At 69.6% G+C, this 19086-nt stretch carries 15 protein-coding genes; all 15 read right to left on the reverse strand.

The window, feature by feature from the left end:
- Positions 1-74 precede the first annotated feature (74 nt).
- Positions 75-2738 (reverse strand): hypothetical protein, encoded by a 2664-nt coding sequence (locus J7346_RS12400; protein ID WP_209120287.1) that lies wholly within the window; start codon positions 2736-2738, stop codon positions 75-77.
- On the reverse strand, positions 2735-5275 hold the full coding sequence (locus J7346_RS12405) for a hypothetical protein (RefSeq protein ID WP_209120288.1): 2541 nt from the start codon (positions 5273-5275) through the stop codon (positions 2735-2737). The genes J7346_RS12400 and J7346_RS12405 overlap by 4 nt, the downstream gene beginning before the upstream one ends.
- A 138-nt stretch (positions 5276-5413) precedes the next feature.
- Positions 5414-8314 (reverse strand): hypothetical protein, encoded by a 2901-nt coding sequence (locus J7346_RS12410; RefSeq protein WP_209120289.1) that lies wholly within the window; start codon positions 8312-8314, stop codon positions 5414-5416.
- The gene (locus J7346_RS12415; protein WP_209120290.1) at positions 8311-8802 is read right to left on the reverse strand and encodes a hypothetical protein; all 492 of its coding nucleotides are present in this window, start codon (positions 8800-8802) and stop codon (positions 8311-8313) included. The genes J7346_RS12410 and J7346_RS12415 overlap by 4 nt, the downstream gene beginning before the upstream one ends.
- Positions 8799-9227, reverse strand: a complete 429-nt coding sequence (locus J7346_RS12420) for a hypothetical protein (RefSeq protein WP_209120291.1) — start codon at positions 9225-9227, stop codon at positions 8799-8801. Before J7346_RS12420 ends, J7346_RS12415 begins: the two co-directional genes overlap by 4 nt.
- Complete coding sequence (locus tag J7346_RS12425) at positions 9224-11395, reverse strand: hypothetical protein (protein WP_209120292.1); 2172 nt, start codon at positions 11393-11395, stop codon at positions 9224-9226. Before J7346_RS12425 ends, J7346_RS12420 begins: the two co-directional genes overlap by 4 nt.
- Before the next feature lie 42 nt (positions 11396-11437).
- Complete coding sequence (locus tag J7346_RS12430; RefSeq protein WP_209120293.1) at positions 11438-12055, reverse strand: hypothetical protein; 618 nt, start codon at positions 12053-12055, stop codon at positions 11438-11440.
- A gap of 124 nt (positions 12056-12179) precedes the next feature.
- Positions 12180-12653 (reverse strand): hypothetical protein, encoded by a 474-nt coding sequence (locus J7346_RS12435; protein ID WP_209120294.1) that lies wholly within the window; start codon positions 12651-12653, stop codon positions 12180-12182.
- A 99-nt stretch (positions 12654-12752) separates the two neighbouring features.
- Positions 12753-13691, reverse strand: a complete 939-nt coding sequence (locus J7346_RS12440; RefSeq protein ID WP_209120295.1) for a phage capsid protein — start codon at positions 13689-13691, stop codon at positions 12753-12755.
- A gap of 245 nt (positions 13692-13936) precedes the next feature.
- Complete coding sequence (locus J7346_RS12445; RefSeq protein ID WP_209120296.1) at positions 13937-14959, reverse strand: hypothetical protein; 1023 nt, start codon at positions 14957-14959, stop codon at positions 13937-13939.
- On the reverse strand, positions 14856-15278 hold the full coding sequence (locus J7346_RS12450) for a hypothetical protein (RefSeq protein ID WP_209120297.1): 423 nt from the start codon (positions 15276-15278) through the stop codon (positions 14856-14858). The genes J7346_RS12445 and J7346_RS12450 overlap by 104 nt, the downstream gene beginning before the upstream one ends.
- Positions 15275-15598 carry a hypothetical protein gene (locus J7346_RS12455; RefSeq protein WP_209120298.1) on the reverse strand — a complete coding sequence of 108 codons (324 nt, stop codon included), beginning with the start codon at positions 15596-15598 and terminating at the stop codon, positions 15275-15277. The genes J7346_RS12450 and J7346_RS12455 overlap by 4 nt, the downstream gene beginning before the upstream one ends.
- Positions 15599-15621: 23 nt before the next feature.
- Positions 15622-17319: a portal protein gene (locus J7346_RS12460; RefSeq protein ID WP_209120299.1), complete on the reverse strand. Its 1698-nt coding sequence runs from the start codon at positions 17317-17319 to the stop codon at positions 15622-15624.
- On the reverse strand, positions 17316-17504 hold the full coding sequence (locus J7346_RS12465; RefSeq protein ID WP_209120300.1) for a hypothetical protein: 189 nt from the start codon (positions 17502-17504) through the stop codon (positions 17316-17318). Before J7346_RS12465 ends, J7346_RS12460 begins: the two co-directional genes overlap by 4 nt.
- A 20-nt stretch (positions 17505-17524) precedes the next feature.
- On the reverse strand, positions 17525-19086 hold a 1562-nt coding region (locus J7346_RS12470; RefSeq protein WP_209120301.1), incomplete at its 5' end, for an ATP-binding protein.

Genomic DNA, 19086 nt, shown 5'->3' on the forward strand with positions numbered 1-19086 from the left:
GAAGCATCATCGCTTCGCTCATGGCGCGGGGGATAAATCCTCCACGCTGGCCCTGGCGCTCGCCGCGCGGCGCCTTACTGCCCCGTCACAGCCTCGCTGGGGTCCACCAGAAACTCGCTGGCCTCGCGCTCGCGCACCCGCTTTTCCCAGCGTTCCAGATACCCGGGGCTCATCGCCTCCTGCATCCGGTACAGCACCAGATAGTCCAGCGCCGCGCGGGTGTAGAACAGGTTGGCCCCCGGCGCCGAGGTCACGGCGAACTTGGCCAGGTCACCCCCCGCATCGGCCTTTTCGTCCATATCGCCCCATACCGCCCGGTTGACGATGGCGAACAGGCGCTCGGCATCCGACACCGCCGGGCCCGCGAAACTGCTGATCGTGGCCGGCAGGCCGTTGCGGTTCGCCTCCCCGAACAGGAAATCGCCGTAGATGCCCAGTCCCCCGCCCTGCAACAGGCTGGCGATAAACAGGCTCCCGGCCATGCTGTTGCCGTCCTCGTCCTCGAACCCGCGCGGCGTCCGACCCTTCACCAGCTGCTTCATCTGCAGCGACACATAGCCCAGCGCCGTTGACGCCACGATCATATGGGCCAACAGGCTGACGGGGTGCTGACCGGCGTAGCCCTTCATGGCGGGCACCAGGTGCCGACCTATCACCGCCTGCGAGAAGCTCAGGAACTGGGTAAAGAACCGCGCCGCCTCGCCCATGGCCGTCCCGGGTCGCATCCCGGCGGTCAGCGTCACCCGCTCGCGCGCGCGCGGCTCGGTCAGCGCGTCGTCCAGCGTGGCCCCGATCAGCGTCCGCAGCCGCAATCCCAGATCCTCGCGCGCCGCCCGCACCGCCTGCGCCCGGTCGCCCTTGCCGTTCCACTGGTACCAGTCCAGCAACCCGGCCTCATCCGCCGTCTCGACCGCATCCATGGTCAGATAGCGCCGCCCGTCGCCGGGATCGACGGCCCCGGCGCGCAGCACATCCCAGGCCTGCTCATTCAGGCCGAACCGGGTAAAGTCCTCGCGCGTCCCGGCCTCCAGCGCGCCCCACGCCCGGTCGGCCTGGCGCCCCCACACATTCGACAGCATGGACGCCAGGCCCTGACGGCCGCCGTCCATCCACGCCTGAAACCCGTTCACCTTGAAAAAGGCCCGCTGCATCCACGCGGCCCAGCCCAGCGGCCCGTCACTGGCCGCGAACCGCGCCGTCAGGTGCGCCGCCGCCGACCGCGCGCCGACGTCCAGACTGTCGGCGACCTCTTTCCTGATCTTCGGGTCCAGCCGCGCCACGCCCTTTGCCATGCCCGCATAGCCGTCCAGATAGGTGCCGCCCGCCCGCTTCATGCGCTGGGCCGCCAGCGACCCGTCGGACATGGCCGACAGCACGACGCCGCCCAGCTTGGACAGCACCTCGAGCGCGCGGATCGACCGCCCGACGACGGCCAGACGCACATTCTCGGGCGCCGACAGGGCCCCGGTCAGTTCGTCAAACTCGGCCTGTCGCATCCGGCTTTTCAGCTTGTCGACGGCTTTCAGGTCGCCGCGCGCCCGGGCGCTCGTGATCAACCGGTCAATCTCGGCCTGCCGGGCCGCCTCGGGGTTCGGCCCCCAGCGCGCCATCAGGGCGCTGTTCCGCGCCGCCCGGTCCAGATCGCCCATGATCGTGCCGTACAGGCCCCCTTGCCCATACCGGGCCGTGTAATCCATCCAGGCATCCGGCCCCGCGAAATGCAGCACGCGCGAGCGGCTGACCGCCGTGGCCGTGCCGCCCGGCGGGCGCCATTCGCCCAGATCGCTGGCGCCCTTCACCGCATCGTGCCGCCCTTCGACGATGTTGGCCCAGGCCTGATACAGGAACAGTTCGCGGGCATCCTTCGCATCGCGCAGGATCCCGGCCGCCTTCAACGCCTGTGCCGCCTCCGGGTCCGGCCTCACCCCGGCAAAGGTCCGCTCATCCAGCCGCGGCCGGATATGATCGTGCCAGTCCCGAAACGCCTTGCGGCTGGCCCGGTTGGCCGCCTCGCGGAAATCCAGCCCCGCCCCCGACAGCGCCCGCACCTCGCGCCAGAACCCCCCGGCCACCTTCAACCGGTCGTGGGTCTGCCGCCCGATATAGCCCTCGATCTTGCCGATCCAGGCGCCCTCGCGGTTCTGCATGCGCCGCGCGGCCTCCAGCGCATCGACGAACAGGCGCGCGGCCTCGACCGCATCGGCATCGCCGGTCGCCTTGACCGCCTTGGCCCCATTCAGCCGGGCCATTTCCCGGGCCACATTGCGCTCGAAATCCGGGTCCGACCGGCCCGTCACCTCCGACACCAGCCGCGAGCGCAGGCCGGGCCGCTTCGACAGGCCCCGCTCGATCATCCCCCACAGCATCACGGTGCGCGCCCGGCCCTCGGCATCGACGCTGGCGCCCGTGAACGGCCCCTGGGCTTCGCTGCCGACATCATAGGCCCGCAGCTTGTCGGCCTCATCCCCCGGCAGGGCCTCCAGACGCCGGGCGCGCTCCTCCCGCGCCTGTTTGGCGAACAACTCCACCCGGCGCTGCAACAGCGCCTCGGTCACATCCTCGCGGATCACCTCATCGGCCGCCGCCTGCATGGCCTCGGCATCGCCCGCCAGCGGATCGGCCGCACGGCGCTCTCCCCGCCGCGCCTGAATGCGGTCCAGCAGGGCGTCAATGTCCGTATCGGTCCAGGTGTCCCCCACCACGCCCCGCACGGCGCGACGGCATTTGCGATTGGTCATCCCTCGCCTCCGCTCAACAGGCACAGGCTGGCCGCCGTCACGGCATCGGCCAGCGATTGCGGGTCACGTCCGGGCTCATAGGCCGGGGGCTCGATCCCCAGCGTGGCCTCCCACGCCTCGGTATCGTCGCGCAGGGCCGCCAGTTCGGGGTCGGCAAATGGATCGGCGGGCGGCGGCGGGGCCGGCTCGCCCTTCGGGATGCGGGGTTTCTCCAGGACCGCTGTTGCTAGCCCCTCAGCTTGTCCGCCAGCGCCTTGTCCCCCGGGCTCCCGTCCGGCCGGGTCGCCAGCCGGTCGAACATTCCCGCCAGCAGGGCGCGGCGCGCCGTCCGGGCCGTCTCCGAGGCCGAAGAGGTCGGGCGCGCTTCCGTCGTCGCCTTGTCGGGCGAACCAGCGCCCAAGCCCGTCGAGGAGTTCTCTTGCCGTGCCACGATCCGCCACCTCTCCAAACAGGTTCGGCCCGGGTTGGACCTTCATCGCTTCCGTCGCCAGGAACCTCAGTCCCTCGCCAAGGCTGGCCGCCGACCGGGGCGACCGCCACAGCGTCATACGCGTTTCCTTGTCTGTCCGAAAGAAGGCCCGAACAAAGGCCTCCGTCTCGACCGTCATGGCCCGCCCGGAAAAGGCGTCGGTCTGGTCGACGATCAGTTCCATGGCCTCGCCCACATTTCCGCGCGCGGCCCGCACCTGGCGCACAAAGGCCACCGCCGCGCGCAGCGGTTCGGTCAGGTCCAGTTCGGCGGGAATGTCCCCGCGCGCCATCGCCGCCTTCATCGTGGTCCATTCCGGCGCGGCCTCGACCAGCGCCTTGCCGATGGCCCTGACATGGCTGTCCTCGCTCTCGAACAGCGCCTCGACCAGCTGGCGGTCCTCATAGGCCTTGGCGACCAGCGCCGCGCGCGCGCGCTGCAGCCCCGCTTCCGACAGTTCCCCCGTCTTGGTCACCAGCCGGTTCAGGTCCGTGCCCGCCACCTTGTCCAGGAAGGCCCGCACAAAGGTCCGGTTTCCGGCCGCATTCAGGTCGCTGGACGCCAGTTTCTCCAGCACCGCCCCATCCACCGCCTCGGCATCGGCCATGGCCCTCTCCGACGCGCTCAGGGCCTCGGTCGGGGCTTCGTTCATTTCCCGGGTCAGGCGCACCCGATCCGCGCCCGTCAGGGGCTCCGACCGCATCCGCACCAGCACCGGCTGCTGATAGCCTTCCAGCGGCAGGCCCAGCGCCTCCAGTTCCGCCCGGTACGCCTTCGCCAGCGGCCCGTCGGTTTTCAGCGCCCGGCGCAGGGCAATGGTGCGCCCGTTGCCACTTTCGACCACCCCGTCCGGGCTGACGATCGGCGCGCCCGTCTCGGCCCCCACATCGCGCACCAGCCGCTTCGGGTTCATCCGGCTTTCCAGCCCGACGTTATAGGCCTTTGACCCGGCCCGCTCGCCCCGGTTCCGGGGTTGCAGGGCGGCGGGGAACGCCGGGTTGGCGAACATGTCGTCATCGTGACTGGTGATCAGGTCCGACGCCTCAAACAGGGCATAGCGCACCGGGATTTCCCGCCCCGTCGTCGTCACCGCCACATCGGCCTGCAACAGGCGCGCCCCGCCGAACGGCTCGAACGCGACCTCATCCAGGCCCTGCATCTGCGCGGGCGAGCGGCGGCCCGTGTCCATCACCTCGCCCTGGCGGACCAGCATCGACGCCAGATCCACGGGCCGATCCTCGCTCACCGCCTCCAGCGCCTGATGGAATGCCCCCAGCCGCGCCTCGGGCTCCAGCGCCTCGACCATGGCCGGCGCGCGCGGCGTCCGGCCCTCCCACCACCCGGCCCCGGCGCCCAGCACCCCGCCCAGCACCGTGCCCAGCAACAGGCTGGCGCTCGCATCCCCGAAATCGTAATCCGTGCCCTCCGCATGGCTCAGGCCCAGATTGACGGCCTCATACAGCACACCGCCCGCCAGGCCCTCGCCCGCCCCGATGACCGCGCCGCGCGCCACCGGCCCCAGCCCTGCCAGCCTTTGCCCGACCGTCCCGGCGCGCAGCACGCGCCCGGCCGCCACCTCGGGCACCAGCCACAAGGGCGCGGCGGCCGGGTCCAGGATCGTCCCCGACAGGGTGATGCCCAGACTGGTCAGCGGACCCAGATCGTCATTGGCCGTCACATTCTCGGCAAACGCCTCGCGGCTGGCCACGCTATAGCGCCACGCCGCCACCGCCTCGCTGACCGGGCCGTCGAAACTCAACCGCCCGCGAATGCCGTACCGCTCATCCGCCGTCTCCCGGTCCAGCAGTTCGCCGCCCGTCGTCGTCATCCGCAGATGGCTTTCAAACCGGCGCTGATCGTCCATCTGGATATAGTCGAGCGTCCGCCCGGTCAGCTGGGCGCCCTCGAACAGCACCGAGGCCGCCAGGCCCCGGCTGGGCATCATATGGCGATATTCGCGGTCGATCCGGTCAAGGTCAGGGTCGCGCGGGACCGGCGCCGGACGATTGGCCACGGGTGGAGTATTTACCGGGTCTTGCGGCGCGCCGGCGCCAAGCGTGTCGGTCATCGGAACTCACCGGGCCAGTTTGGGGTATAAACGGCGAGACCGGAACAAGTGTGGGCATAAAGCGTCACCGGCGCGCCCTCCGGCTGGACAAGGTTGGGGTATATACGGCCTCACTGGACCAGGTGATGGCATAAAGCGTCACCGGCGCGCCCTCCGGCGGGGGGCACGGTCGCGCGGGCGAGCGTTGCGGGCCGCCTCCTGCAACAGCGATTGCGCATAGGGCTGCTCGCCGTTCTCGTGCCGGATGATGGCGCCCATCAGCCCCGTCATCACGCGCGGATCGTCGAAATCCAGCACCTCGTTCGGATCGACGCCGATGGCCCGGCTCACGGCCGCAATATAGGCGGCCGTATTGTTCTCGTTCGGCGGCGCCCAGACGCTGATGATCTCGGCCACCGTATCCAGTCCCCGGTCCCGCTTGGTGTACAGGTCGCGCGCCAGCGCCCGCAGGCCGTGTTCGGGCGTCTCGAACCGGGCGAACCGCCCGTCGCTGCCCGCCTGCCCCTGCCAGCGAATGTCCGACCGGGCCTCGATATTGCCGGGGTTGTTGTTGCGGATGCCGCGCGCCGGCTGATCGGCCCGCGCCACGGATCGTCTTTGTCCCTGCGGGCGGTCCGGATCGACCCCGCCCTCGACCAGACTGCTCCAGCGCCGCACGATCGTGTGGCCATCGCGATCCCGCACGGGCTTCCACTCGCCGGACAGGGTCGGCGCCATCCAGATCAGGCCCTGGTCATCGGGCGTGGTCACCCAGCGGCCCGACCGGCTGACCGCGTCCGCATACCGCTCACGCCGCCGCGCCGCCGACAGGCCCGATCCGTCGTCGGTGGGCGTGTAGAGCAAGGCCCCCTCATTGGCCATATAGGCCGCCGTCGTCCGCCCCACCCCGCGTTGTGCCAGATCACGCCACCGGTTGCTGTCACCGATCGTGCCGCCACCGACGATGCCCGCGCGCCGCCGTTCGGCCTCGCCCCGCGGCATGCGCCAGCCCTGCGGCCCCACGAACACATAGTCCTCGGTCAGCACCCGGGCCGCCTCGCGGGCCGCATCGGTTTCGTTCAGGCCGCGCTCGGCCATGGCCTGCGCCGCCAGCCGATAGGCCATGTTCCGGCGCCCGCCCATCAGGGCCGCGCCGGGCGAGGCACCGGTGTAGCTGCGCATATAGGTCGCCAGTTCGGCGTCCACCCGATCCTGCAGGCTGTCACGGTCCTTCTTGTCCAGCGCATCCAGCGCGCCCGTCCGGGTCGCGGCGACATAGCGGCCCATCCGCACCGGATCGTCGCCCAGCGCCAGGCCGGCGGCAAGATCGCCGGCATCTGCGCCCGCCGCGATGAGTTCATTGGTCACCATGATCTGGCGACCCCGCGCCGCCTTGCGCTGATCATTGGTTGCCCCGGGCGGGGCGGCGAACGCCTCGACGATGCTGGCCATCTGGCTCAGGCCCTCGGCCCGGTTCTCGGCCTGTCCGGCGCGCGCCACGATGCCGCTGGCCGCCGACTTGGTCAGCAGTCGCCATTGCTCCGCCGGCACCCCGGCATTGCGCTGGAGCGTCAGCACCCCCACCGCGTACTCCGACCCCGCCCCAAAGCGCGCCTGCGGGTCCGGACTGTTCAGCCCGTCCAGCCGCGCCGACAGTCCCGGCGCCTGTGCCAGCGCCCAGGCCGCCGGGTCGCGGGTCCGGGCCTCCAGTTCCGCGCTCGCCGCCGACTGGGCCATTTCATAGCGGCGCTGTTGGTCGGCAAAGTCCGGCGCCCCCGGCTCGGGGCGCAGGCTCTCGACCCGCGCGGCGATGGCGTCCGGCGTCATCGTGCCGAACCCTTCGGTCGCCTGTCGCGCCTCGCGCGCCTTTTGCAGGTTCAGCGCATATTCCGCCGCTTCGCGCGGCCCCAGCATGGCCTCGACCGAGGCCAGATCGGCGCCCGGCACCTCGACGCCCGTGGTCACCACACTGGTCAGATTGTCTTCCATGCGCTGTTGCAGCGCCATCCGGTCCACCCAGTCGTCGACCGACAGGGCTTCGCTGGCCCGCGTCGCGCTGCCCAGCAGGGTCGCCTTGGACCCCGGGTCCAGACGGTCATCCAGCGTTCCGCCGTTCAGCAACTCCAGCGCCCGGTCATGATCGCCCGCCGCGATCAGCCCCTCGATGTGCGCAACCGTCAGATCATTGACCAGCCCCGCGCGCGCCGCCGGGCGCGCCGCCGCCGGCAGGGGGGCGATCACCGTATCCACCTGGGCCAGCACCGTGTCGTACATCGAGGGCGACGACAGGACCGCATTGACCATCTGCCCGCCGGTCGACTTGACGGTCCCCGCCACATAGCCCTGTTGGGCGCGCGCCTCGACCTCCAGCCCTGTCGCCACAAGGCTCAGGCGCTGGCTGTCCAGCCACCGCTGCATCGCGGGTCGATCCGCCTCGCTAGCTCCCTCAAGCGTCGTCGCCGCCCATTCGTCGTGCCCGGCGAGCAATCGCGCGGCGTAGTCTCCGGTGGACCCGTCATAGTCCTGATCCAGCGTCTTCCGGACCCCGGCCATGCCCTGCATATAGGCGCCCATGGCCGCGCCCTGGCGCGCACTGGCGCGGGCCTGGGCTTCCTCGGTCGCCATCTGGCCACGGCGGCGGGCCTGATATTCGATGGCCCGCTGCGACGTCGCCCGCTGATAGTCGGTCACACCGCGCTCGACCGCCTGGCGCACCCCGGGGCTCAGATCCTGTTGCCCGGCCATGAACCGGGTGACATTCATGGTCAGCAGGGCGTCCATTCCGCGCGCAAAGTTCGGCTCCAGCCCGTCCCAGTTGGCCGCGCTCTCGGCAAACACCGGCTCGAACGTCTCGACCAGCTGGCGCAGGATCGGTTGCGCCGCCTCTTCATCGGCGTTGAAGGCCTCGATTTCCTGCAGTTCCTCGGTCTTCGCCACTTCCTCGGCGAAGCGGTCGGCCTCGCGCGCCACCACGCCCAGCCCCAGATCGGTCGGGCGAACCGTCTCCAGCGACGGCCGTTGCGCCCCCTGCGGGCGGGCCTGCAGTCCCGGCAGTCTCATCGCGTGGCCCTCACGCCATACCGGGCCTTCATCCGGTTCAGGATCTGGCGTTGCTGGCGCTGTTGCGCCTGCCCCATCCAGTCCCCGGCGATGCTGGCGCCGGTGCCCACAATGCTGCTGATCAGCTGCATCGTCCCTTCCTGCTTCGCCACCCTGGCCTCATACAGCCGGTTGGCGGCCTCGACATTCCCGCTCCAGATCGCCGACCGGGCATTGAAGGCCGCCGTCTGCTCGATCGAGCGCAGCACATCGTCAAAGCTGCCCTCGAACCCGCCGCCCATGGCCGCGCCCCGCACCGCCGCCTCGGCGGCGACGCGCTCGCCTTCATCGGCCATCATCTGGCCCTGCATCGACGCCTCGGCGCGCGCCATCTTCGCCGCCTGTTTCAGCGCCGCCGCCCGGGCGCGGCTGGCCTGCCAGCCGCCGATACCCACCATCAGGTTCGAGATTTTCGCCGCGGCGCCCGCCGCCGCCTGCGCAGCACTCATCGCTCGGCCTCCCAGACCATGCTCCACGACCGGCCGGGCACATGCCCCACCTGGTCCAGTTCGAACCCCAGCTTGGCCAGCATCCGCCGCGCGGCGTGGTGGCCCGGCTCGACCAGCGCCACCACGCGCCGCACCATCTTCCGGCCCCTCAGCCACGCCAGACACGCCCGGCTGGCATGGACCGCCGCCACCCAGTCACGCGCGCTCAGGTCTTCGGTCAGAAACCACCCCTCGCCATCGGGCTCGACCCCGCCGATGCCCACGGGCCGCGCCCCGCGCCACAGGGTCCATTTCGGCCCCTCGGGCAGGCGCCCGTCCTCGGCGTCGAAATCGCGCGCCATATCGGCCCGCAACTCCAGACGGCGCTCATCCCCGGGGCGGTAAATGGCCGTGCGATAGCCGCGCGGGTCGGCATAGCGGTTCATCGGTTCGCCTCCGCTTCCAGTCGATAGGCATAGATGCCCAGGTCAAAGGGCGCCCGCGTCTCGATCACCAGCCGCTGATCCCGGTCCGCCCCGTTGCCGATCGCCACCCGCTCGCGCACCCGGCGCTCGCCCGGCGCCGCCAGATCGTCGGGGGTGCGGGTCCGAACCGTGTCCATGCTGCCCTCCTGCAGCGTCCCCACATCGGCCTCGACCGCATCCAGAATGACGGTCGCGTGGGTCGGGATCAGGGTCACGGCATTGGTCGAGCCCGGGCCGGCCATATCCAGCGGCAGGCTCTCGAAACGCCGATGGATGCTGTCGCCCACCACGATCTTGCCGGCGGCGTCCGGCACCGTCACCGTGCCGCCCTCGCTGACCACCTGATCCGGCACCCGGGCGCCGTCCGCCACGATGCTGACCGTCTCGCCCGCGCGCCAGTCCAGCCCCGAAACCGTCGTCACCGGCGTCCCCTCATAGGTCGCCGATCCGTCCAGGAACATGCCGTCGCTGCGCGGGGCCAGCAGCCACACCCGGCGCTGGGTCACCTCATCCTTGACCCGGCTGACCTGTATCGCCACCCGATCGCCGCCCGTGGGCGTCGGCACCGACACCAGGCTCTCGACCGTCCACCCTTCGGGCAGGCTCTGGCGATAGATGCCCAGCACCTGTTGCTCGAGGTGATAGACCAGCGCCGCCAGTCCCCCGTCACCCAGCCGCATCCAGACGATGTTGTCCGGCTGCTGGAACGCCATTTCGGCGATGCCGCGATCCATCACATGCTCGCGCAGCACCGACAGGTCGCGGCTGTCGACGCTCTGGTCCGGGCTCACCCGCACTTCGCGGATGACCGTGCGACTGCGCAACACATGCAGGATGGTCGGCGGGGGCCCTTGCAGCATCAGGGGGGCCACATCGCCGCTGCCGAAGCTCGACACCTTGCGCGCCGTGCGGCCGTCCGGCGTGATCGGATCGTCCAGCGTCGCGCCCGACAGCACATATTCGCCATCGGTACAGCCCGCGATCAGGGCCGCCGCGCTGGCCAGCCACACCACGCGCGAGGCGCCGCCGACATTCAGGCTGACCGCATTGTCCGACACCACCCGGCCCGAGCCATAGCCCGGCTTGAAGTTCGTCGTCGTCGGCGTGAAGCCCGAGGTCCGGGTCATGTCGACCTGTCCCGGCCTCTGCGTCGTCGCCCCGAACACCAGTCGTTCCTCGCGTTCCTCGGCCAGCGCGCGGGGCCAGCCCTGCACGTCCGAAAACCCGCTCTTGGCCCAATAGATGGTGGACGTCGCCGACGGCAGGCGCGTCTCGACGATCCCGCTCACCTGCGTCGGACTGGTATAGGCGGTGATCCGCACCACCCCGGCGCCGTCGTGCAGGAACAGCCAGTCCAGCTTGCCGTCCGACACCACGCCGCTTTCGTGCAGGGGCGGCGTCGTCCCGCTTTTCAGCGTCCCGCCCGGCGTCTGGCGCTGATAGACCTTGCCGTCGTACTGAACGATCTTGCCGCCGTCGTAATCGGTGGCCGAGGTCCAGGTGTCATAGCCGCTCTGGCCGTCCGACTGCCGAATGCGCAGGCGGCTTCCCACGTCCGCCGGCTCAAAGGCCGCCGCCCCCGCGTTCAGGGTAATGGCGCCCGTCACCCCGCTGGGGGTCAGGCTGATGGTCTGGCCCTCGGGCAACCAGGGGCCTTCCCGAAACTCCAGATCCGCCACGGCCCAGTCATCGTCCGCCAGCCGCCGGATCGTGCGGGTCCGCCCGCCCGTCCGGTCGGTCACGAACAGCACATCGCCGATCTGGCGAAACCACAGATCGTCCAGCTGGCTCGCATCCCACGGCAGGGCGAACACATAGGGGTCCGACCCGTCCATGATCAGCGAGCCGTCCGGCGTCCACACCCGGGCCTCTTCATCGCCCAGTTCCAGGATCAGCGCATCGTCGCTCGATCGGGCAAAGCCGACCAGCCGCCCGCGCACCGTTTCATCGGCCACCGGCCCCCGGTCGCGGAACCCGCCGCGGCTGACCAGCGGCCCGGTCACCAGCGCCACCATGTTCAGCGCCAGCGCGCACCCCTTGGCATGCTGAACCAGATCGCTGCGCTCCCAGCCTGTCGGCCCGATTTCGCCCGCGATAAAGCCGTTGATGAAGCTGACGACCTTTCCCATGCGGCCATCATGGCCGCGCCCCGGCGCGAGGGGATAAAGCCCCTACGGCGCCGACCGGCGGGCCGCCTCCAGCGGCCCTCCGGCAAAGGGCGGCGCCTGCCCGCCGATTTCGGTCACTTCCGCCCCTTCGGCCTGTTCATAGGCCAGCCGCGCCCGCTCCAGCAGGGCCCGCCCGTCCGCCTGCTGGATCGGCCCGGCCAGATGCGCGGCCAGGTCCAGCGACACGGCCATGAACAGCAGCGGGGTCAGCGCCTCGGCCGGGCGCCGCACGGCCATGTCCACATTCAGGGCCTCGCTGCCCTCGGCCCGCACATAGCGGCGCACCGCCCCGTTCCCGTCCAGATCGGTCCCGGCCTGCCAGGCAAAGGTGTGGGCGCCGTCCACCCACCACAGTTTCAGATACTCCCCCGGCAGCTGATACCGGCTGGAATAGCGCCAGTCGCGCCAGCCCTCTGCCGGCGGCGTGATCAGGGCCAGCGTCCGGCTCTCGACCGCGCACAGCCACGGCGCGCGCTGCAGCGCCGCATCCAGCACGGCGTCATACTGGGCCAGCGCCTTGGTCAGCTTGGGCGGGCGCGGATCGTCCTCAAGGCTCGACACCGCCCCCTCGCCCAGATGGGCCAGCGCCAGATTGATCAGTCTCAGCTTCGCCGCGCTCATCGGGGCTTCCTCAACAGGGATCCGGAAACGACAAAGGCGGGGGGCCGAAGGACGGTGACCCCCCGCCTCGCTCGCGGGCCATCAATGTGTCAGCGCAACACGGAGAACGACGGCCCGAAGGGGGTTAGCGCGTCTGGCCCTTCATCTGCCAGACGACCGTGCCGGTCGATGCAGCACCCAGCAGGGTGCCGATCAGTTCGATGTTGCCGCCGGGGTCCGACGCCATGCCCAGCACCTTCCACAGCGGCTCGTGGTAGAGGCTGATATCGACCGACTTGAGCAGGCTGAAAGAGCCCGCCGCCGTGGCCACATCCTGCCCGTCGACCAGGGCGTCCACGTCCCCGGCATAGCCGACGTCCATGGTCACGCCGGTGCCCAGATCGTCGAACCAGCACTTGCACCCGTCCGGGTCCAGCACGGTGTTGGACGGGAACTTGCCCAGCCAGATCGTGTCATTGGCCGGCGCAGCCGCCAGTTCCACACGGTCGCGGATCAGAATGTGGTCGGTCCCCTTTTCATGGGCCGAGCTGGTCACGATCGCCGTGGCCGAAGTGCCCGCATAGGCCAGACCGACCAGGGCTCCATATCGCATCGTCATCGGTGTCTTCCTTGTGTTCGCGTTCCGGCCTGTCAGATCGCCGGGCGGGGCCTTGGCCCCATCATGGGTGTGGGCCGGGGTTGCCCCCGGCCCGGTTCATCAGACGGTCACGCGGATCTCGACCACGCCCTCGTCATAGCGGCGGCCGGCGGCATGACTGGTCTTGTAGAACGCCTGCGGCGTGTCCGACTTGTCGGTGCGGATCGAAATGCGCGCATTGGTGACGGGGCGGCCGCGAATGGCCAGCGCAGGCTTCACCCAGGCGATCAGGCGGCGCTGGCCGCTGACGATGGGCATGCGCTTCTTCGACATGCGCTTCACCGTGAAACCAAGCAGGTGGTTGATCTTGCCGCTGTTCAGCGCCTTGACCTCGGCATAGCTGTCGTTGGTCGTGGGCGTGCGTTGCAGCAGACTTGCGATTTCCGCCGACGTCAGGGTGACGTAACGGTCCCCCTCGATTTCGCTCTCGTCGAGCAGTTCGTTCGCCTCGATCAGCTTGCCCAGCGACATGCCATAGTCGCTGTTATCGTCCGGCACGATTTCATCCTGGTGCGCCCGCAGCACGCTGCTGGCAGCGACGATCTGACTGGCAGGCAGGGCGACCGGGGTCAGCGACCCGTCCGTCTCCTTCACAAACGCATTGCCGAGCGCGGCCTGGATGATCTTGTCATCATGCTTGCGCTGCTTGCCGGCCATCAGGGCCGCCATGGTCAGGTTGGTCGGGTCTTCCAGCAGCTTGGCCTTGTCCACATTGTCGAGCCAGGCGCTGTCTTGGAACTCGGTGAAGTTGGCCACGCGGCGGCTGGAGCCGAGGAACTTGTCCGGGGTGTCGGGCACGCGGGCTGCGACGTCCTCCGGCTCGCTTTCGCCCACATCATCCAGATTGAAGCCCTCGCCGGGCTCCGTGTAGTTCATGTCGCTGTCGACCGCGTCAGCCAGATGCGACTTCGTCTGCTGAGGGGACAGGTTCAGATTGGAGCGGAAGCCCGGCACATAGCGGGCCAGAATGGTATCGGCTTCGTTCGAGAACTGCGTCATCGCAGGGGTTCCTTGCTGCAGGGCGCGCACGCGCGCGCCGTCGATCAAAATGTCTGGGTTTGATCGGCAGCGACCCCCGGTTTCGAGACCGGACGCAAGCCTGGGATTAGCGCCCCCGGGCGCCGCCCTGTCCCGGTTCCGCTTTCGCGGTCAGCCCGGGGCGGGGGCGATGGTCGGGGGTTTTGGTCAGACCCCCGGAACTGTGAGCTTCATCGCTGGACTGATTTGCCCAAGCCGTCAAGCGGTCAATCCGGGTCCATACCCTCGATGGCCCTGAGCAGCCGTGCGCGCTCGGCCACGACCGTCTTGTGCATCGAGTGACCGTTGTCGAACAGGGCCTTCGATTTCACCGGATCGCTTTCCAGAGTTTGGAGCGCAGCCCTTGCCTGCGCGGGCGAGACCTTGCCGGTCGGCGTCGTCCCCCGGTTGCCGCCCTCCAGCGTCTGCGGCTCCCCGCGCGCATCCATCGCCTTGTGCAGGAACAGCATCAGCCGCGGGCTGTTGCCCAGGCCCGTGCGGTCCAGTTCGGCCTTGAGGTCTTCGCCGCCCTCTTCCAGCAGCCACTTCCCGACCGCCTTCATTTCGGGGTCATAGGCCGCACCCAATTCCTTCTTCAACAGCGCCGCGCCCGAGGTCTTGGCCTCCTCGAACGCATCGGCCTCGGCCTTGGCCTGGGCTTCCATTTCGGCGTTCATGAAGTCGACCGAGGCCTTCACCACATCGGGCGGGAACGGGCCCGCCTTGAACATGTGGTTGGCGAACCGGTCGGCCAGCGCCCGGTCCTCATCCGTGGCCTCCTTCGGCAGTTCGATCTTGTAGCCCTCGGCGCTGTCGGGCGCCCCCAGCTTGCCGTACACGGCGGCGCGCTCTTCGTCGTTGGTCGGCAGGCGCACCAGCTGATCGGCGGGCACCCCCAGCCGCCGCTCGGCCGCCAGGGCGGCCCGCGCCAGTTCCTCGACCGTACTCCAGCGGGTGAGGCTCTTTTCCTTTTTCAGGTCGTCGGGCAGGCCCTCCCAGAACGGGGCATCTTCGCCCGTCGTCCCGGCTTCCGCCTGTTGCTTGCCCTTGCCGCCCCTGGCCGCCGCGCCGCCGGTGCCGGCCTCGCCCGCGCCGGACGCCGCGCCCTTGTCAGCCGCGCCACCCGTGGCCGCACCCTTGCCGCCGTCAGTCGGGGATTGCCCCGTCGTCTGGGCGGCTGAACCCGCCCCCGCCTCGGCCGTCCCCGTGGTGTCCGTCGTCGCGTCCGACGCTTGATTGGTGTCCGTCATTGTCCTGTCCTTCCAGCATATCTTCGGCGACAGCCATGGCGGCACTCATTGCCCCAAAGCCCGCCATGTTCAGCAGGTGAAGGGCCTGATCGGCCCGCCCGTCCTGATATCGGCCCCGTTCGGGGGTCATGTCCGGCCCGCGCAGCGAGCCCACGCCCGCCTCGGCCAGTTGGTGTACCAGCACCCGGCGCCCGGCATCGGTGCGGAACACCTCGCGATAGTCTCGCTCGATATCCGCCAGCTGCGCCGCATCCAGCCGCGCCACCCGGTCGGCAATCGCCGCGCGCTGCAGCGCCTCGATGTCGGGGGTGGCGGTCAAGCCAGCGCCTCGTATTCCTTGGCGAAGCGCTGGCCATCCATGACATGCAGATGCCCGCTCCGGCCCTTGATGATCCAGTCACCCGGCTTGACCGTCAGGAGCGCGGTCTCGGTCTGAATGTAGATCTTGTCCCCGACGCTCGAAATCGACCCCGGGCCCCAGTTGAAGCCGCCGGGCGGGGTCTCTTCCAGCACCGCCGGGAACCAGTCAGGGCAGGTTTTCGGCACCACGCGACACGGCGTGGCCGTGTCCGGTTGCCCGACATACTCCCCGTCGAACAGGGCGGCGTCGATCACCGCGTCCTTGTGTTGAAACTTCATGGTCTGTCCTTCCTTGCTTGCCGTCATGCCGCCATCGCCTCGGGCGCGCCGCCCATATTGGCCAGGCTGGCCACCCCTTGCGCGCCGTCACGCAGGGCGGCGGCCCCGTCCATGGCGGCCTGGCGTTCCTCGGCGGCCTGGGCGCGCTCGGCCTCGGCCTCGACCATGGCCTGCACCTCGGCGCGGCTGCGCAGCGTGCCCAGCGGCAAGCCCTCGGCGTCGGCACAGGCGCGCAGGCCCTCGGCCAGGTTCAGAACGAACGGCGCGGCGGGGTCCAGTTCGCGGGCCTGCATGGCGCGGGCGAACATGCGGTCGAACCCCTCGGCTTGGCGCTGGCGCTGGGCCTGGGCCAGCGGCCCGGCATAGTCCCAGTCGACGTCCAGATTGCGCAGATCGGCCGGCACCGGCCCCAGATCGCCCTCGGCCAGCAGGATTTCGGCGGTGCGCTCGGCCACCACGCCCATCCAGTCGCGGTCGATGCCGGGCACATGGGCGCTCATCACACTGATGCGCAGGTTACGCCGCTCGCGGATTTCCTCGGCCGTCACATTGCCGCTGTCGCGCAGCCGCATCCAGTCGACCAGCATGGCCGCCTCGACCCGCTGGATCAGTTCCTGATGATAGGCCTGCCCCACGCCCAGGTCGCCGGTCAGCTCCAGCCGCTTGACCGCATCCGACAGGTTCATGAACCCCAGCCGGGTCGGGTCGAAATAGTTGGCCGCCCCCGGGCGCCGGTCCAGCGGGCCGCCGAACAGCTTCTTGGGCATCATGGTCGGCGGCGCGACCTTGAGGTCCACCCCGTTCTCGATCGCCTGCTGCAGGATCGACAGGGCCTTGGCGTCCGGCAGGGCATGCCAGCACCGCCCCGTGCCGTAATCCGAGCCCTGTTCGGGCTCCAGGCGCGGCACGGCATAGGGGAAGCTGTCATAGCCCCGCTCTTCCAGCACCGCCTTCTTGTCCAGACAGACGTAATACTCCGCGAACGGCTTTTGCCGCTGCACCCGGCCACGCTCGCCGCCCATGCGGGGCTCGACCACATGCAACAGGGTCACGGACTGGCGCAGGGCGGCTTCGCGCTTGGTGTCGTCGATCTCGCTGGCGATCTTCTGCCAGTCCTCGACCTTGGTCGCCTCGGGCCAGCGTTCCAGCACCCAGTAGAGCGGCGCCGTGAACTGGTAATAGACCGTATCGACCAGGCCGTCCCCGTTGGTCCGGATCCAGCACGATTGAAACGGGCGGGTCTGATAGATCGGCCCCTGCCCGCGCTTGTGGCCCACCCATTGCACCCCGGTGCCGAACGCCCACAGTTCGACCGACAGGCGCGCGGAACTGGTCGCAAAGCCCGACCGGGCGCTCATCATCCGCCCATGGATGCCCCAGCGCAGCCGCTCCAGCCAGTCGCTGCCCTCGCGCGACAGGTCCAGCATTTCATAGCCGGCCGCCATCAGGCTGTTTTCGACCGAGGGGTTGATGAAGGGGTTGGTCGGGTCGACCACATAGCTGAACAGCATCGCCGCGCTGTTGCGCAGCGACACCGGCGGCACACTGGACGTCAGGCGGCGGCGGCGCAGGTCGCCGGGCCGGTTGGCACAGCTGAAATCCTTGCGCGGCATGAAATAGTCCGCGATCTGCTGAAACTCATCCTCGCGCAGCGCCTTGTGCGCCTTCATGTCCTCGAAGGCGCGGTCGATCCCGCGGATGATGGTCGCCTCGTCCCTCACGAACCGGCCACCCCCGTCAGGGTCGCGGTCGGCACGCCCGCCGCGCGCTCCATGGCCTGGGCCAGAATGGTCGACTGGCGCCCGCCGGTCCGCAGGCGGTTGCGGCGCTCGGTATTGCGGCGGTTCTCAAGGTCCGCCGGATCGGGCATGGGGCCCGCGCTCTCGATCTTGGGGCGTCGAAACACCGGTCAGGCCTCCACAGGCGTCATTCGGGCAACAGATGCCCCTGCGAGCCCACAGAATGGCCGTCGTCCGGGCCAGAGGGCATAAACTGGCCCTCGATCGCGCCGATCCCGTTCAGGCCCAGCGCCCCATAGTGGACCGCATCGGCCACGTCGGACGCCGGGTGGCTCTTCTCCGGTATCTCCGACACCTTGTCGCCCGTCCGCTTGAACCGGTATTCGCCCGCCAGCGCCGCCGTCGTGCGGGGCATGGACGGCCCCGACAGCACCAGTCCGGGCTCGCCCGGGCCGCACCGCCGTTTCAGGATCTGGTCAAGCGCGGTGCGCCGAACGCGCGGATCATTGGTCTGGGCCGGCACCACCGTCATGCCCGTGGCCTGCGTCAGCACCTGCAGCCACGTCAGACCCCTTTGCATGGCCGTCTGACCGCGCGCAGCCGGGTCGACCACGATCACGCATGACTTGACCTTGGAAAACCGCGTCTCCATCAGGCGCCGGATCGCCCCGCCGACCTCGACGATATCGGACTGCCCGTCCGGCACCACCTCGGCAAAGCCCCGCACCTGGCCGCCGAACGTCCGCTGCAGGAACACCGCCGCATGGTGCAGGCTGTTCGACCCGGCATCCAGCCCGATCACCATGGGGCTGTCGGGGTCAGGCTCCAGATCGGTTGTCGACACCATCGTCGGCGGGTCAAAGTCCGGGTGGACCGGCTGGCCATGGCGCGAATAGCCGGGCCGGTTGCGCAACAGGCGCTCGACGTCCCAAGGCTCAAGGTTCGCCGCCATGTCGCGGTAGTAGTTTCGACCGATCCGCCGCAGATTGCCCGCGTTCTCGGCCAGCGGATGGAAACCGTCCGGCGACGTCGGGTCATAGCCCGGGGGCTGGGGGAACAAGCGGTCGTTCGGACGGCGCTCGACGAAAAACCGCTTGTGGAACCAGCTGCCGATCACCGGGGCGTTGGCGTCGGCGCTCACGCCCTTGTAGGCGTCCGGCAGGCCCAGCGACGGATCGGGACGGTCCCGGGGCGGCGGATAGCGCCCGGCCCGGTTCGAGGCCAGCGAGAACATGTCCTGGCTCTCGTGGGTGTCCGCCTCGGGGAAGTGGAAGGCCGTGGCCTCCAGCCCGCGAAAGAACTCCTCCAGATCGCCCTCGCCCGGCGCCCGGAACAGCACTTCGACATGCACGGGGGACGGCTCGGTGTGGGGATCGGGCGCCCACATGAAGTCATAGATGTGCTGCGCGGGCTCGCCCGTCCCGCCTTTCCAGCCGTTCTTGTGCCATTTGATGACCTCCCGATAGCTGGGAATGAACTGGTCCCACAGCTTCCGGTATGTCGGGGCCAGAATGACGGTTCGGGCCTTGCGCACGCCGTCAATCGGGCTAGGGTGCTGCCATAGCGCAATGCGGAAGGTCCGGAGAATGCTCTCCGTCGTCTTTCCCCCACCCGTCGGCCCCACGATCACACTGATCGGCGCGCGGCTCTCCCCATAGGCCTGGGCCACTGGCCCGGCCGGGGCCATGGTGAACGGGTTTTCCGCCGTTGCGCTGAACCACTCCCCGCTCAAGGCCGCCCCCCGACCCC

The sequence above is a fragment of the Brevundimonas sp. A19_0 genome, assembly GCF_017744255.1.
In the GTDB taxonomy this organism is placed as follows: domain Bacteria; phylum Pseudomonadota; class Alphaproteobacteria; order Caulobacterales; family Caulobacteraceae; genus Brevundimonas.

Coding starts and splice junctions, on each gene's coding strand:
- J7346_RS12410 (WP_209120289.1), bottom strand. CDS start 8,314: ATGAGACTGCCGGGACTGCAGGCCCGCCCGCAGGGGGCGCAACGGCCG.
- J7346_RS12435 (WP_209120294.1), bottom strand. CDS start 12,653: ATGACGATGCGATATGGAGCCCTGGTCGGTCTGGCCTATGCGGGCACT.
- J7346_RS12425 (WP_209120292.1), bottom strand. CDS start 11,395: ATGGGAAAGGTCGTCAGCTTCATCAACGGCTTTATCGCGGGCGAAATC.
- J7346_RS12445 (WP_209120296.1), bottom strand. CDS start 14,959: ATGACGGACACCAATCAAGCGTCGGACGCGACGACGGACACCACGGGG.
- J7346_RS12440 (WP_209120295.1), bottom strand. CDS start 13,691: ATGACGCAGTTCTCGAACGAAGCCGATACCATTCTGGCCCGCTATGTG.
- J7346_RS12420 (WP_209120291.1), bottom strand. CDS start 9,227: ATGAACCGCTATGCCGACCCGCGCGGCTATCGCACGGCCATTTACCGC.
- J7346_RS12415 (WP_209120290.1), bottom strand. CDS start 8,802: ATGAGTGCTGCGCAGGCGGCGGCGGGCGCCGCGGCGAAAATCTCGAAC.
- J7346_RS12405 (WP_209120288.1), bottom strand. CDS start 5,275: ATGACCGACACGCTTGGCGCCGGCGCGCCGCAAGACCCGGTAAATACT.
- J7346_RS12400 (WP_209120287.1), bottom strand. CDS start 2,738: ATGACCAATCGCAAATGCCGTCGCGCCGTGCGGGGCGTGGTGGGGGAC.
- J7346_RS12455 (WP_209120298.1), bottom strand. CDS start 15,598: ATGAAGTTTCAACACAAGGACGCGGTGATCGACGCCGCCCTGTTCGAC.
- J7346_RS12430 (WP_209120293.1), bottom strand. CDS start 12,055: ATGAGCGCGGCGAAGCTGAGACTGATCAATCTGGCGCTGGCCCATCTG.